A 15,367-nucleotide genomic window follows, 5' to 3' on the forward strand; every position below is an offset into this window, starting at 1 on the left:
GCAATCAGGGGATCGATGGCCCATTGTAACGCGCCAACTCCTTGGAAAGACAAGGCACTTTCATTGGAAAGATAAGGCACGTTTGCCACGCCCCTTGCCGGGCGGTGAAGGTCGAATGGCAATCTGCTAGACTGGCGCCCTCCCCTTACGTTACCCATCGTGTTGCCAACATGGCGCAGCCCACACGAGCATGCGAGAACGCGCCAAAAGCAAGCGAGAAAGCGCCAACAGAGAGTAGAGCGATGAAGATTGGTCTGTTTTACGGTTCCACCACCTGCTACACCGAGATGGCTGCCGAGAAGATCCGCGCCCTCATCGGCCCCGAGCTGGTGGATATTTACAATATCAAGGATGTCTCCCTGCGCCGGATGGAGGATTACGAGATCCTGATCCTCGGCATCTCCACTTGGGACTTTGGCGAACTGCAGGAGGACTGGGAGTCCCGCTGGGAAGATATCGCCGATCTCCATCTGGAGGGACGCATCGTGGCCCTGTTTGGCCTCGGCGATCAGCTCGGTTATGGCGAATGGTTCCAGGACGCCCTCGGCATGCTGCACGATCAGCTGGTGCCAAAAGGGGTCAAGCTGGTGGGCTACTGGCCCAACGAAGGGTACGAATTCGATGCCTCCAAGGCACTGATCGACGATGGCCGTCACTTCGTCGGGCTGGCGCTGGACGATGCCAATCAATATGACCAGACCGATCCGCGCATCGAGCAGTGGGTCGAGCAGATCCTGAGCGAAATCCACGCCCTGCTCTGATCTTTCCCACGTTTTGGCAAAACGACCCTGAGCGCCTGGCCCTAGCCGCCGGGCGCAGTTATCGCACCGATTTTCTCAATCGGTATCATCGCATGACGCTATAGCGACTTTTTTGTGCTGGTCTGCAACAATGGACTCGACATCCCATAACAATCAGAGCCGGATGTCGGAAGCAAACGGACAGACCAGAAAAGGATATTCTATGACTCCATTCTCCCTGTTGGCCCCCGCCATCGCCCGTGACGTGCTCGATCACGCGCTGGCGCTGGGTGCCGATTTTGCCGAGCTGTTTGTGGAGCGCAAGCGCCGCAGCCAGCTCAGCCTGCTCTCCAGCCAGATAGAGAACATCAGCGGCGGCCTCGATTTCGGCATCGGCGTGCGCCTCTGTTACGGCCACAAGGTGCTCTACGGCTACACCAATCTGGCCAGCCGCGACGAACTGCTGCGCATCGTCACCCTGCTGGCGGCCAAAGACCGCCGCGACCCCGTGGTGACCGCCACCGCCTTCGATTTCACCCGCCTGAGCGATCGCAACCCGGTGGCCCTGCCCCTGTCGGCAGACAAGCTGCTGGAGCAGAAGATTGCCTATCTGCACGCCATGGATGCGGTAGCCCGCGCCGAGAGCGACAAGGTGAGCCAGTTCTCCGGCAACGTGCTGGGCTGGGAGCAGGAGGTGGAAATCTTCAACAGCGAAGGGCTGCAAGTGGCCGATCGCCGCCACTACAACCGCATCATGGCCCAGACCATCGCCATGGAAGGGAGCGAGCAGAGCGTCGGTTACGAGGCCCCCGGCGCCCTGATGGGCTGGGAGCATGCCGATCGCATCGATCCGCGCGAGCTGGCGCTCACAGCCACCCATCAGGCACTGGTGAAACTGGGCGCGGCACCCTGTCCGAGCGGCACCCTGCCGGTCATCATGGAGAACGGCTTTGGCGGCGTCATCTTCCACGAGGCGTGCGGTCATCTGCTGGAGACCACCTCGGTGGCCAAGAAGGCGTCTGTATTCCACGACAAGATGGGCCAGCTTATCGCCAATCCGGTGGTCAATGCGGTGGATGAAGGCTTGCAGAGCAACGCCTGGGGCTCCATCAACGTCGATGACGAGGGGATGGCGACCCAGCATACCCAGCTCATCAAGGACGGCGTACTGACCGGCTTTCTGGTGGACAGAATGGGCGCCCTCAAGACCGGTTACGCCCGCACCGGCTCCGGGCGGCGCGAATCCTACAAGTACGCCCCCACCTCGCGCATGCGCAACACCTATATCGAACCGGGCAACCACAGCCTCGACGATATGCTGGCCACCGTCGAACATGGCATCTACGCCAAGAAGATGGGGGGCGGCTCGGTACAGCCCGGCACCGGCGAGTTCAACTTCAATGTGCAGGAGGCCTACCTCATCGAGCACGGCAAAATCACCAGACCGCTCAAGTCGGCCACCCTGATCGGCACCGGCCCGCAGGTGCTGAAAGAGATCTCCATGGTGGGCAGCAATCTGGCACTGGCCGCCGGCATGTGCGGCTCTGTCTCAGGCTCGGTCCCCACCTCGGTGGGCCAGCCGGCCCTCAAAGTGGACAACATTCTGGTGGGAGGGAACGCCTGATGAGCCAGCTCGACATGAACCAACTGCTCACCCGCCTGCTGGATAAAGTGGCCGACCTCGGCGCCGAGGCAGACATCATCGCCAATCAGGAGAAGGCCTTCTCCCTCAAGGCAGACAAGGGCGAGCTGGGGGAATACAAGGTCACCAGCAGCCAGCAACTCGGTATTCGCCTGATAAAAGAGGGCCGGGTCGGCATCGCCTACTCGGAATCCCTCGATGAAGCGGCGCTCGATGCCATGCTGCAGGATGCGCTCGATGCCAGCCGCTTTGCCAAGGTGGACCCGGATCAGCGCATCTCGGTGGCCAATAGCCGGATCACCACAGATTGCGCCGAGATCAACCAGCCCGATACCACGCCGGTTGAGGAGAAGATCGCCCTGGCCCTGCGCCTCGAATCAGACATGCTGGCCATGCCCGATGTGAGCGGCGCCCCCTACAACAGCTTCTTCGAAGGGGAGAGCCAGCTCTTGCTCGCCAACAGTCAGGGCACCCTCTGCCAGCACGGCGAGTTCAGCGTCGGCTGCTACACCTCGGCGCTGGTGGAACGGGATGGCCGCCAGTCGATGCACTCGCAGGGGCAGTATGGCCGCCGCTTCGACGAGCTGGACAGTCAGGCCCTGATCGAGCAGATCTACGCCATCGCCGATGGTCTGCTGCCCGGTGAAGCGGTGCCGAGCGGTCACTACAGCGTCATCTTTAGCACCAACTGCTTCGCCAGCCTGTTTGGTTGCTTTCAGGGTGTGCTGTCGGGCAAGTGGGCCCAGCAGGGGATCAACCCCTGGCGCAGCAAGGTCGGCCAGAGCGTAGCGTCACGCTGGCTTACTCTGGAGAGCCGGGTCTATATGCCGGGCGGCATGAACATCAAGGCGTTTGATGGCGAGGGGGCGGCCAGCTCGGATCTGCTGCTGATTGGCGAAGGGGAGCTGAAAACCCTGCTCCACAACAGCGCCACCGCCCGCCACTTTGGCGTCGCCAGCAACGGCTCGGCCGCTCGCGGTGCCCGCAGCGCCCTCGATGTGACCGCTCGCCATCTGGTGTTTGGCGCGGGCCCCCACTGCGAAGCGGAAGTGCAGAGCGGTGACTATCTGGAGCTGGTCAAGCTGGACGGCCTGCATTCCGGTGCCGATGCGGTGAGCGGTGACTTTTCCTTTGGCGCGTCAGGGTTCCTCTGTCGCGATGGAGTTCGCCTGCGGCCGGTGCGCGGCATCACGGTAGCAGGCAACTTCTACCGCCTGCTGGGCGAGCTGGAAGCGGTCGGCGATACCCTGCACCACAACGACGGCAAGGGCTTCTACGCCCCGCAGATCCGTTTTGGCGGCCTCTCCGTTGCGGGCAAGTAAACGCCCCGACGAAACCTGCAAGTAAGAAAAAGGCGCCTGATGGCGCCTTTTTGCTCGTTATCTCGTCCACATTGATGGCATGACTCAGGGCGAGAGCGGCTCGCGATGATACTCGGCGCAGCCGCATTCGGGGCAGGTATCGAGCTGTTGTGGGTGTAGCACTGTATGGCGCCAGCCACACTGGTCGCACACCATAACTCCGAGCCCCACCCAGTCACCCGCTTCGTAAACACCCTTGTGCTCCAACTCGTCGGCCAGCTCGCGCCACTCCACCTGGGCTCGGTCGGTCACATCCGCCAGCCAGGACCAGGCGGTGTCTTTGAGGGCCAGCATAAAGGCAGACTCTTCCACCTGTGCACTATCGTCATGGCGCCCCTCGTCATAGTTGCCCAGATCCCGCTTCACGTACTCGGCAATGAGCGCCAGTTCGTCCTGGGTCAGGTCGCTGGCAGCCTCCAGATAGGCCTGCACCTTGGCAATCATCCGGTTGAGGCGCTCCCCCTGGAACTCTTCAGTCTCTTGCCACTGTTTTTGCAGCTCGGCAATGAAGGCTTCGTACCCTTTTTGACGTTTGTCCATGGCTCTAACTCCTCTACTAAACCCTGATCTGGCCCGGCTTAAGGCCCAAGGGACGCTGGCGGTTGTTGCCGCCGCAGGATATGGGTATTCTATTGCGATTTCCCAGCTGATTTATCTATTCATTTCACAGATCCGGATGTCACCAATGCAAGAGCAATACGTTCCCCAATCAATCGAACCAGCAGTGCAAAAGCACTGGGATGCCAAGAAAACCTTCAAGGCCGTGGAGAAGGTAGACAAAGAGAAGTTCTACTGCCTCTCCATGTTCCCCTATCCGTCTGGTCGACTACACATGGGGCACGTTCGTAACTACACCATAGGTGATGTGATCTCCCGTTATCAACGCCTCAATGGCAAGAACGTGCTGCAACCCATAGGTTGGGATGCATTCGGTCTGCCGGCCGAGAACGCCGCGATCAAAAACAATACCGCGCCGGCGCCCTGGACCTACGAAAACATCGAATACATGAAGAACCAGCTGAAGATGCTGGGTCTGGGTTATGACTGGGATCGTGAAGTCGCCACCTGCAAACCGGATTACTACCGCTGGGAACAGTGGTTCTTCACCAAGCTCTACGAAAAGGGTCTGGTCTACAAGAAGACCTCCTCCGTCAACTGGTGCCCGAACGACATGACAGTGCTGGCCAACGAGCAGGTGGTCGACAACTGCTGCTGGCGCTGTGATACCCCGGTGGAGCAGAAAGAGATCCCCCAGTGGTTCATCAAGATCACCGACTACGCCGAAGAGCTGCTCAGCGACATCGACAATCTGGAAGGCTGGCCGGAGATGGTCAAGACCATGCAGCGCAACTGGATTGGCCGCTCCGAAGGGGTCAACATCAGCTTTGCCATCGAGGGTCAGGCTGAGCAACTGGAGGTCTACACCACCCGTCCGGACACCTTCATGGGCGTCACCTATGTCGGTATCGCTGCCGGCCACCCGCTGGCGCTGCAAGCAGCCCAGAACAACCCTGAGCTGGCCGCCTTCATCGAAGAGTGCAAGAACACCAAGGTAGCCGAAGCTGAACTGGCCACCATGGAAAAGAAAGGCATGGCCACCGGCCTCTACGCCATTCACCCGCTGGATGGCCGCAAGGTACCGGTCTGGGTCGCCAACTTCGTGCTGATGAACTACGGCACCGGCGCCGTGATGGCGGTTCCGGCCCACGACCAGCGTGACTTCGAATTCGCCACCAAATATGGCCTCGACATCAAGGCGGTGATCAAGCCGGTTGATAGCGACGTCAACGTGAGCGACGCCGCTTACACCGAGAAGGGCGTGCTGTTCAACTCCGGCGAGTTTGACGGTCTCGACTTCCAGGGCGCCTTCGATGCCATCGCCAGCAAGCTGGAAGGGCTCGGCAAGGGCAAGCGCACCGTCAACTACCGTCTGCGTGACTGGGGCGTCTCCCGTCAGCGTTACTGGGGTGCCCCCATCCCGATGCTGACCCTGGCTGACGGTACCGTAGTGCCAACGCCGGAAGATCAACTGCCGGTACTGCTGCCGGAAGATGTGGTGATGGATGGTATCCAGAGCCCAATCAAGGCTGACGCCGAGTGGGCCAAGACCACTTACAACGGTCAGGAAGCGTTCCGCGAGACCGATACCTTCGACACCTTTATGGAGTCCTCCTGGTACTACGCCCGCTACTGCTCCCCGGACTACGACAAGGGCATGCTGGATCCGGCGGCTGCCAACCACTGGCTGCCGGTGGATCAGTACATCGGCGGTATCGAGCACGCCTGTATGCACCTGCTCTACGCCCGCTTCTTCCACAAGCTGCTGCGTGACGCGGGTCTGGTCAACAGTGACGAGCCGTTCAAGCGCCTGCTCTGCCAGGGCATGGTGCTGGCCGACGCCTTCTACTACAAAGACGAGAAGGGCGGCAACGTCTGGGTCAGCCCGACCGACGTCAAGGTAGAGCGTGACGAGAAGGGTCGTATCACCAAGGCCATCGACAACGAAGGCCGTGAGGTAATGCACTCCGGCATGACCAAGATGTCCAAGTCCAAGAACAACGGCATCGACCCGCAGCTGATGGTCGAGCGTTACGGCGCCGATACCGTCCGTCTGTTCATGATGTTCGCCTCTCCGGCCGAGATGACCCTGGAGTGGTCCGACTCCGGCGTAGAGGGTGCCCAGCGCTTCCTGCGTCGCCTGTGGCGCGTCACCTTCGAACACGTTTCCGGTGGAGCCGTTGCCGCACTGGATGTAGCTGCTCTCACCAACGAGCAGAAAGCGGTACGCCGTGAACTGCACAAGACCATCGCCAAGGTGAGTGATGACGTGGGTCGCCGTCAGACCTTCAACACCGCCATCGCCGCCATCATGGAGCTGATGAACAATCTCTCCAAGCTGGGCAACGACGAGCAGGACCGCGCCCTGATGCAGGAAGCGCTGGAAGCTGTGGTAGTCATGCTCTACCCCATCACTCCGCACATCGGCTTCGAGCTGTGGAAGATGCTGGGCAAGGGCGACGACATCGATCACGCAGCCTGGCCGGTGGCCGATGAAGCGGCCATGGTCGAGACCGAGAAGCTGGTGGTGGTGCAGATCAACGGCAAGATGCGCGGCAAACTGACCGTACCGGCCGAGATCAGCCAGGCTGACGTCGAGAAGCTGGCGATGGCCGATGCCTCCGTGCAGAAGTTCACCGACGGGCTGACCGTGCGCAAGGTGATCTATGTACCTGGCAAGCTGCTCAATATTGTCGCTAACTGATCGGTTGCCAACTGATGTCATACCATTTGGCGACCTTGGCTGACTGTGTGGCCACTCATGGGTAACGACGTACCGGCCCATGACAGCTCAACATTGTCGCTAACTAATTGGCTGCCAACTGATCATTGCCAATCTGTGACAGCAAACGGATGATAACGGCGGGCCCTGCGCCCGCCGCTTTCCCTTAATGCAAAGAGGATTTTCTATGGGCACCATCTTCACCCGCTGGATGGCCATCGTGCTGGCAGGTCTGCTGCTGCAAGGCTGCGGCTTTCACATGCGCGGCAACGGCATTCCGAGCGAGCTGATGACCATGAAGGTCGTGGGCGACAACAAGAGCGACTTCTACCGGATGGTTACCACCCGTCTGAAGGCCTCTGGCGTGACCCTGGCCGACAAGGAGGGCATTCCGGTGCTCACTCTGGGCGGCGTAGGCAGCACCAGTCAGGTCGCCTCGGTCAACGCGCTGGGGACGGACACCGAATATGTGCTGGGCTTTGGTACCCAGTTCACCATCTCGGTACCGGGCAAGCCAACTCAGGTCTTCCCCATCAACTTCAACCGCAGCTTCCTCAACAAGCCGGATGCCGCGCTCGCCTCCTCCCGTGAGCAGGAGCAGCTCAACCGCGAAATGCAGGAGCAGGCGGCCAATCAGGTGATCCGGCAGTTGAGTCAGGTCAGCTTCTGATGCGGATCTACCCGGAGCAATTTGGTGACCACCTCAAAGCAGGGCTTCGGCCCTGCTATCTCGTTTTTGGCGACGAGCCCCTGTTGCGACTGGAGGCCATCGATGCCATCCGTCAGGTCGCCCGCAAGCAGGGTTTCGATGAGCGCCACACCTTCGTGGTGGAACAGGGGCTGGACTGGAATCAGGTCTACGATGCCTGTCAGGCCATGAGCCTCTTCTCCGCCCGCCAGATCATCGAGCTGGAGCTGCCCGCCAAGGTGGACAAGGATCTCGCTGCCCGCATCAGCGAAATTGGCAAGCAGCTTCATCCCGACCTGCTGCTGGTGCTGAGTGGCGGTCGCCTCAACCAGACCCAGATGAAGGCAGCCTGGTTCGACAAGCTCTACCAAATTGGCACCTATGTGCCGGTCAACCATCCGGAGCCCAAGTTTTTCCCGCGCTGGATGAGCGCCCGTTTTGCGCGTTTCGGCCTCAAGGCGCTGCCGGATGCCATCAACTTCATGTGCCACTCCTACGAGGGCAACCTGCTGGCCGCCAGTCAGGAGATCGAGAAGCTGACCCTGCTCTCGCCGTCCCAGCCCATCAGCGTCACCTATCTGCAAGAGACCATTATCCGCCACGCCCACTTCACCCCGTTCCAGCTGGTCGATACCCTGCTGGAGGGCAAGGTGAACCGGGCCCAGCGCATTCTGGCCGCCCTGCGGGCCGAAGGCACCGAGCCGGGGATGCTGGCCTGGACCCTCTGCCGCGAGCTGGAGCAGCTGACCGAGCTGTCGCTGGCGATGCGCAACGGCCAGCCGCTGGGGGAGCACTTCAGCCGCCTGCGCATCTGGCAGAGCCGCCAGCAGCTCATTCAGCAAGCACTGACCCGACTGCCGTTTGCCAAGTTGCAGCAACTGTGGCAACTGATGGCCCAGCTGGACGATGCCCAGCGCCGCTTCGATACCGAACAGGCCTGGCTGATGCTGCAGACCATTGCCCTCGGCTTTCGTGATGGCACCCCGCTGCCGCTGGTGATGGAGAGCAGCCCGTGCTGAAGGCGCCTGTCGGTTTGCTTGGCGGCACCTTCGACCCCATCCATATCGGTCATCTGCGCCCGGCCATCGAGGCGCGCGATGCCCTCGGGCTGGCCGAAATGCGGCTGATCCCGAACCATATCCCGCCCCACCGTGCCAATCCGTTCTGCTCCAGCGAACAGCGCCTCGCCATGGTCAAGCTGGCGGCGGCGGAGAACCACCACTTTGTGGTGGATGAGCGGGAGCTGAAGCGGGATAAACCCTCTTACACCATCGATACCCTGATCGAGCTGCGTCATGAACTGCCCGATACGCCGCTCTGTTTTCTGATGGGGATGGATTCCCTGCTGAGCCTGCCAAGCTGGCACCGCTGGCAGGAGCTGCTCGACCATGCCCATCTGGTGGTGAGCGTGCGGCCGGGCTGGCAACCGGATTATCCAGCCGAGGTGGCGCAGTTGCTGGCGCGCCATCACACCACAGATGCCAACGCGCTGCATCAGCGTCTGGCCGGTCATATCTGGCTGGCGGACAACCAGCCCATCGAACTGTCAGCCACCCGACTGCGAGCCTTGCTGGATGAGGGGCAAGACACCCGCTACCTCTTGCCCGAGTCGGTTGCGCACTATATTGATCAACAGGGGCTCTACCGCGCCAACCGCCGCTAGCCCCTGTCGTAATCCCGCCCCACCCGATGGGAAACGGGAGTGACCATGATATAATCCGCCGCCCTGACGCAAACGCTGCGCGCCGGAATACAGGAGAGACTCATTGCAAGGCCAAGAATTGCATGCCTTTATCATCGACAAGATCGATGACATGAAAGGCCGCGACATTATCACCCTCGATGTACGCGGCAAATCCAGCATTACTGACACCATGATCATCTGTTCCGGCAACTCAAGTCGTCACGTCAGCGCCATTGCCCACCATCTGGCCAGCGAGGCCCGCCACGCGGGTCTGGATCTGCTGAGCGTGGAAGGGCAACTGAGCGGTGAATGGGTGCTGGTAGATATGGGCTCGGTGATCGTGCATGTGATGCAGGATGAACACCGTGACTTCTACCAACTGGAAAAGCTGTGGAGCGGTGCCGCTCAAATGAATACGCAATAAGAGCACAAGTGTAACGACCATGAAGATCCAGTTGATTGCGGTGGGCACCAAGATGCCCGCCTGGGTAGAGCATGGCTTCGAAGAGTATCGTCGCCGCTTCCCCAAAGACATGCCGTTTGAACTCGTCGAGATCGGCGCAGGCAAACGGGGTAAAAATGCCGACATTCCCCGCATCCTGCAGAAGGAAGGGGAAGCCATGCTGGCGGCTGCGGGGCGTTCGCGCATCGTCACCCTCGACATTCCGGGCAAGCCCTGGACCACGGAGCAGCTGGCTACCCAGCTGGAGGCGTGGAAACTCGATGGCCGCGATGTAGCCCTGCTGGTAGGCGGGCCGGAAGGCTTGTCCCCCGAGTGCAAGGCTGCCGCCGAACAGAGCTGGTCACTTTCACCGCTCACCCTGCCCCATCCGCTGGTGCGGGTGCTGGTGGCCGAGAGCCTCTATCGGGCCTGGAGCATCACCACCAATCATCCGTATCATAGAGAGTGAGCCATGCGTCTCTGGAGTCTCACCTCTCATATTCACCCCTATCACAGAGAGTGAACAATGCAGTTCCTGCTCTTATTGCCCCCAAGGGTCTTGAGGTAAAGGCATGCTGAAGCAACGCATCGAAATGCGCGATCACAGTGCCGAGGGCAATCTGTTCTTCCGGCGCACCCTGGTAGCCTACATCGGCATCGTCGTGCTGATGCTGGTGCTGCTGGGCAATCTCTATTATCTGCAGGTCGAGTCCTACGACACCTACCAGACTCGCTCCAACTCCAACCGCATCCGCGTGGTGCCAGTGGCGCCGCCACGGGGCCTCATCTATGACACCAACGGTGTGCTGTTGGCAGAAAATCGCCCAGTCTACAGTCTGGAAATTGTGCCGGAAGAGACCAAGGATCTCGAAAAAACCGCCGACCAGCTGATCACCCTGCTGGGTCTGCCGGAAGGCACCAAGGAGAAGTTCCTCGCGGAAGTGAAGCGCCAGCGCCGCTTCAAGCCGGTCCCCCTCTACGAGAAGCTGACCGAATATCAGGTGGCCCTCTTCTCGGTCAATCAGCATAACTACCCGGGCGCCAGCATCGAGGCCTACCTCAAGCGCTACTACCCGTTCGGTGACACCCTCACCCATGCTTTGGGCTATGTGGCCAAGATCAACACCCGTGACGTAGAGCGCCTCGAGAAGGAAGAAAAACTCGCCAACTACGCGGCCACCAAGGATATCGGCAAGCAGGGGGTGGAGAAGTATTACGAGGATGAGCTGCACGGTGTGGCGGGCTATCAGGAGGTCGAGGTGAACAACCGCGGCCGGATTGTCCGTACCCTCAAGTTCCAGCCGCCTATTCCCGGCAAGGATATCTACCTCAATATCGACGTCCGGATGCAGCTCAAGGCCCAGCAACTGCTGGCCGGCCAGCGCGGCGCCATCGTGATGATGGACCCGAGAACCGGCGCCATCATCGCCATGGAGTCGAGCCCGAGCTATGACCCCAACCTGTTCGTGACCGGCATCTCCAGCGCCAACTACTCGGCGCTGCTCAACGATCCGGCGCGGCCGCTGGTGAACCGCACCACTCAGGGCATCTATGCCCCCGCCTCCACCGTCAAACCCATGATGTCGGTAATGGGGCTCAACGAGGGGGCCATTACCCCGGGCTACCGCTATTTCGGCGGCCCGAGCTTCTCTATTCCCGGTACCACCAAGAAGTTTCGCGACTGGCGCCGCTGGGGACACGGCTGGCTCGATGTCTATCGCGCCATCGAGGTCTCGGCAGATACCTATTTCTACGATCTCGCCTATCGGGTCGGCATCGACAAGATCCACAGCTACATGACCAAGTTCGGCTTCGGTCAGTACAGTGGCGTCGACCTCTATGAAGAGACCAAGGGAGTCATGCCATCCCGTGACTGGAAAATGGCCCGCTGGCGTCAGCCCTGGTATCAGGGGGACACCATCTCCATCGGTATCGGTCAGGGTTACTGGAGCGCCACGCCAATCCAGCTGGCCAAGGCGATCAGCATCCTGACCCAGAATGGCCACGATGTGACCCCGCACCTGCTCAAGAGCACCGCCTCCCAAGCGGGAGTGGTCGATGCTCCGATCAACCCGAACATGGCGCTCAAAACCAAGAGCGACAGCTACTGGCAGGTGGCGCGGGAGGGGATGTGGCGAGTGATCAACGGCCACGAAGGTACCGGCCGTCGCGCTTTTGCCAACACCCCCTATGTGGCGGCAGGCAAGTCCGGCACCGCCCAGGTGGTCAACATGAAAGAGAATCAGGTCTACAACGCCAAAACCATGAAAGTGGAGCATCGCGACAATGCCCTGTTTGTCGCCTTTGCCCCCTATGAAACACCCAAGGCAGTCGTGGCGCTGGTGCTGGAGAACGCCGGTGGTGGCAGTACCAATGCGGCCCCCGTTGCTCGCCAGATGCTGGATGCCTATCTGCTGCCCCCTGATCCGCAACTGCCACCGGCACCGGAAAAGCCGTCCCAACCGAGTGAGGTCGCTCCCAATGAGTAATTCTGCCCGCCAGCAGAGCATCTGGTACAAGCTGCATATCGACTTGCCCCTGCTGCTCGGTCTGCTGGCCGTGATGACCCTCTCCATGGTGGTGCTCTACTCCGCCTCCGGTCAGGATATGGACTCCATCGTGCGCCAGCTGGTGCGCGGCGGTCTCGCCTTTGCCCTGATGATCGGCCTGGCCCAGCTGCCCCCCTCCCTCTACGCCCGCTGGTCGGTGCCGCTGTTCGCCGTGGTGGTGCTGATGCTGATTGCGGTGGACGTGTTCGGCCACATCGGCAAGGGGGCCCAGCGCTGGCTCGATCTGGGCTTTATGAAGTTCCAGCCCTCCGAGGTGATGAAGCTCTCCATGCCGATCATGGTGGCCGCCTGGCTCAGTCGCCACTCGCTGCCACCCAAGTTCAGCCATGTGGTGATCGCCCTCATCATGGTGCTGCTGCCCACCCTGCTGATCGCCGCCCAGCCTGACCTTGGCACCTCCATTCTGGTGGCCGCCTCCGGCTTCTTCGTCATCTTCCTGGCGGGGCTCAGCTGGTGGCTGATCGGCTTGGCGGTCCTGCTGATGCTGGCCTTTATGCCGGTGCTCTGGTTCTTCCTGATGCACGACTACCAGCGCCAGCGGGTGCTGATGCTGCTCGACCCGGAGAAAGACCCGCTCGGCCGCGGCTATCACATCATCCAGTCCAAGATTGCCATCGGCTCCGGCGGCGTCTTTGGCAAGGGGTGGCTGCAAGGGACCCAGTCCCAGCTGGAGTTCCTGCCCGAGCGCCATACTGACTTCATCTTCGCGGTATTCAGCGAGGAGTTCGGTCTGGTAGGGGTTGCCCTGCTGCTGGTGCTCTACCTCTACGTCATCAGCCGCTGCCTGTTTATCTCGATGCAGGCCCAGAACAGCTTCGAGCGACTGCTGGGTGGCGCCATCACCCTCACCTTCTTCGTCTATGTGTTCGTCAACATGGGCATGGTGAGCGGCATCTTGCCGGTGGTGGGGGTACCCCTGCCGCTGGTGAGCTATGGCGGCACCTCCATGGTGACCCTGATGGCCGGATTCGGTATCCTGATGTCCATCCAGACTCATAGAAGACTGCTCGCCTGATGAGACGGGTTGGATTGCTGCTCTCGCTCGCCACCACGATGGCGACCGCCGCCGTGGCGCCGGATCGGTTGGCCCTGCTCGCCGACCAGCAGCAGGTGCCGCTGGCGGAGCTGCAGGCTGCCGTCGCCCGCGCTCAGTTACGGCAGGAGGTGCTCGACACCATCAGCAAGCCGTGGGAGGCCAAACCCTGGCATCGCTACCGGCCGCTGTTCGTTACCCCGGAGCGCATCCGTGACGGCCAGCAGTTCTGGCAACAACATGCCGAGACGCTGGCCCGCGCGGAGCAGACCTATCGGGTGCCCGCCTCGCTCATCGTGGCCATCATAGGGGTCGAGACCTTCTATGGCCGCCAGATGGGCCGTCATCCGGTGCTCGATAGCCTCTACACCCTGGGGTTTCACTACCCCGAGCGGGCCGACTTCTTTGCCAAGGAGTTTGCCCAGCTGGTGGTGCTGGCCAAAGAGGAAGGGTGGCAACTCGATACCCTCAAGGGCTCCTATGCCGGCGCCATGGGGATGGGGCAGTTCATGCCCTCCAGCTATCGCCACTACGCCGTCGACTTTGACGGGGATGGCAAGCGGGATCTGTTTGCCAACCCGGTCGATGCCATCGGCAGCGTGGCCAACTATTTTGCCAGCCACCAGTGGTGCTGGGGCGAATCCGTGGTGGAACCGGCCCAGATCGGGTTGATGGCAGTTGAACCTCTACTCAGGCCTGAGCCCGAGTTAACACAACAGTGGTCAGAACTGGCGGCGGCAGGGATTGAGCTCGCCACGCCGCTGGCCCCACAGACGCCGGTCAAGTTGCTGGCGTTTGCCCAAGCCGATGGACCGGAATACTGGGTCGCACGGCATAACTTTTATGTGATCACCCGTTACAATCGCAGCCCACTCTATGCGATGGCGGTGTATCAACTTAGCCAAGCCATTCAGGAAGCGTATGCATCTTCGTCACAAACTCCTCCCGCTCAGCCTGAGCTTGTTGCTGGCCGCCTGTAGCAGCCAGCCGGAACAGAGCGCCCCCGTCGAGCCGCAAGCACCGGTCAGCAAGCCACCCGTTATCGAGATCCCGCAAGCCACCGGCGCCATTCCGCGCCCCGAGCCCCTGAGTGCCAGCGGCAACCGGGACTACTGGATTGGCAAGCAGAAGCACGAGGTGTGGCGCGACATCAAACACTACAGCGAAGAGGGCACCGCCAGCTGGTTGTCGCCGGATCTGGACGGCCAGAAGACCGCCAACGGCGATGTTCTGGACAGCAAGCTGTTCAGTGCCGCCCACCGCAACCTACCCATCCCGAGCTATGTGAGGGTCACCAATCTGGACAACGGGCTGGAGACCATTGTGCGAGTCAACGATCGCGGCCCGTTCAACAGCCCGCGCCTGATCGACCTCTCCTACGCAGCGGCCAAGCAACTGGAGATGATCGATAGCGGTGAGGCCCGAGTACGGCTGGAGCTGATCAGCGACACTCCGGATCAGATGGTGATCATGGAGCCGATGAAGCCCATCGAAATGACTCCGACCACTCCGGCTGCGGCCTCCAACACGCTGTCGCAAGATGGCTTCCTGGGTGAACCAACCGCACTGGCGATGGCCACTCCCGCCGCCGATCCGGCTCCCGTCAAGGCACCCGCCGCCAAGCCCGCCAAAGCGGCACCTGTCAAGCCTGCACCAGCCAAGGCTGCAGCGCCCGCCAGCAATGGGGATGGCAAGATGATCCAGGTACTGGCCAGCGGCTCCCGGGATCGGGCCGAGGCGATGGGCAAGGTGATGACCCAGCGTTACGGCGTGCCCTACCGGATCGATGCTCATGGCGCCATTTTCCGGGTGCTGATTGGCCCGGTCGCCGCCGACCAGCAGGCAAGTGTGCTGGAAAAAGTACGTCAGGGCGGGCTGGAACAGGCCTTTATCGTGCCCTGATCGCCCCCTTTTGCTGCGGATGTGA

At 61.1% G+C, this 15,367-nt stretch carries 14 protein-coding genes; 13 read left to right on the top strand and 1 reads right to left on the bottom strand.

Annotated features, from left to right (window positions below):
• The first annotated feature begins 242 nt into the window (after positions 1–242).
• The 3 genes from fldB (at position 243) to ACB035_RS08145 (ending at position 3,704) form a co-directional block, all read left to right on the top strand.
• Positions 243–761 (top strand): flavodoxin FldB, encoded by a 519-nt coding sequence (gene fldB, locus ACB035_RS08135; protein ID WP_371167039.1) that lies wholly within the window; start codon positions 243–245, stop codon positions 759–761.
• A 202-nt stretch (positions 762–963) separates the two neighbouring features.
• Positions 964–2,364 carry a TldD/PmbA family protein gene (locus ACB035_RS08140; RefSeq protein ID WP_371167040.1) on the top strand — a complete coding sequence of 467 codons (1,401 nt, stop codon included), beginning with the start codon at positions 964–966 and terminating at the stop codon, positions 2,362–2,364.
• Positions 2,364–3,704: a TldD/PmbA family protein gene (locus ACB035_RS08145; protein WP_371167041.1), complete on the top strand. Its 1,341-nt coding sequence runs from the start codon at positions 2,364–2,366 to the stop codon at positions 3,702–3,704. Before ACB035_RS08140 ends, ACB035_RS08145 begins: the two co-directional genes overlap by 1 nt.
• An 84-nt stretch (positions 3,705–3,788) precedes the next feature.
• On the opposite strand, the gene ACB035_RS08150 is transcribed toward ACB035_RS08145, so the two are convergent.
• Entirely contained in the window at positions 3,789–4,283 is a 495-nt protein-coding gene (locus ACB035_RS08150; RefSeq protein ID WP_005335155.1) for a zinc ribbon-containing protein, read from the bottom strand.
• 145 nt (positions 4,284–4,428) lie between these two features.
• Here ACB035_RS08150 and leuS point away from each other — a divergent pair, with 145 nt between their 5' ends.
• The 10 genes from leuS to ACB035_RS08200 all read left to right on the top strand — a co-directional run bounded on the left by leuS (position 4,429) and on the right by ACB035_RS08200 (position 15,342).
• Positions 4,429–7,005 carry a leucine--tRNA ligase gene (gene leuS / locus ACB035_RS08155; RefSeq protein ID WP_371167042.1) on the top strand — a complete coding sequence of 859 codons (2,577 nt, stop codon included), beginning with the start codon at positions 4,429–4,431 and terminating at the stop codon, positions 7,003–7,005.
• 205 nt (positions 7,006–7,210) lie between these two features.
• The gene (gene lptE, locus ACB035_RS08160; protein ID WP_005335160.1) at positions 7,211–7,693 is read left to right on the top strand and encodes an LPS assembly lipoprotein LptE; all 483 of its coding nucleotides are present in this window, start codon (positions 7,211–7,213) and stop codon (positions 7,691–7,693) included.
• Positions 7,693–8,730, top strand: a complete 1,038-nt coding sequence (gene holA / locus ACB035_RS08165; RefSeq protein WP_371167043.1) for a DNA polymerase III subunit delta — start codon at positions 7,693–7,695, stop codon at positions 8,728–8,730. Before lptE ends, holA begins: the two co-directional genes overlap by 1 nt.
• The gene (gene nadD, locus ACB035_RS08170) at positions 8,724–9,374 is read left to right on the top strand and encodes a nicotinate-nucleotide adenylyltransferase (RefSeq protein ID WP_236354417.1); all 651 of its coding nucleotides are present in this window, start codon (positions 8,724–8,726) and stop codon (positions 9,372–9,374) included. Before holA ends, nadD begins: the two co-directional genes overlap by 7 nt.
• Positions 9,375–9,477: 103 nt before the next feature.
• Complete coding sequence (rsfS, locus tag ACB035_RS08175) at positions 9,478–9,819, top strand: ribosome silencing factor (RefSeq protein ID WP_005335165.1); 342 nt, start codon at positions 9,478–9,480, stop codon at positions 9,817–9,819.
• 19 nt (positions 9,820–9,838) lie between these two features.
• Positions 9,839–10,306: a 23S rRNA (pseudouridine(1915)-N(3))-methyltransferase RlmH gene (gene rlmH, locus ACB035_RS08180; protein ID WP_005335166.1), complete on the top strand. Its 468-nt coding sequence runs from the start codon at positions 9,839–9,841 to the stop codon at positions 10,304–10,306.
• Between the two features lie 103 nt (positions 10,307–10,409).
• Positions 10,410–12,326, top strand: a complete 1,917-nt coding sequence (mrdA, locus tag ACB035_RS08185) for a penicillin-binding protein 2 (protein ID WP_302245445.1) — start codon at positions 10,410–10,412, stop codon at positions 12,324–12,326.
• Entirely contained in the window at positions 12,319–13,422 is a 1,104-nt protein-coding gene (rodA, locus tag ACB035_RS08190) for a rod shape-determining protein RodA (protein ID WP_005335170.1), read from the top strand. Before mrdA ends, rodA begins: the two co-directional genes overlap by 8 nt.
• The gene (gene mltB / locus ACB035_RS08195; protein ID WP_371167044.1) at positions 13,422–14,420 is read left to right on the top strand and encodes a lytic murein transglycosylase B; all 999 of its coding nucleotides are present in this window, start codon (positions 13,422–13,424) and stop codon (positions 14,418–14,420) included. The genes rodA and mltB overlap by 1 nt, the downstream gene beginning before the upstream one ends.
• On the top strand, positions 14,362–15,342 hold the full coding sequence (locus ACB035_RS08200; protein ID WP_144714333.1) for a septal ring lytic transglycosylase RlpA family protein: 981 nt from the start codon (positions 14,362–14,364) through the stop codon (positions 15,340–15,342). The genes mltB and ACB035_RS08200 overlap by 59 nt, the downstream gene beginning before the upstream one ends.
• The last annotated feature ends 25 nt before the right edge of the window (positions 15,343–15,367 follow it).

Origin of the sequence: Aeromonas sp. S12(2024) (assembly GCF_041402305.1) — a bacterium.
In the GTDB taxonomy this organism is placed as follows: Bacteria; Pseudomonadota; Gammaproteobacteria; order Enterobacterales; family Aeromonadaceae; genus Aeromonas; species Aeromonas veronii.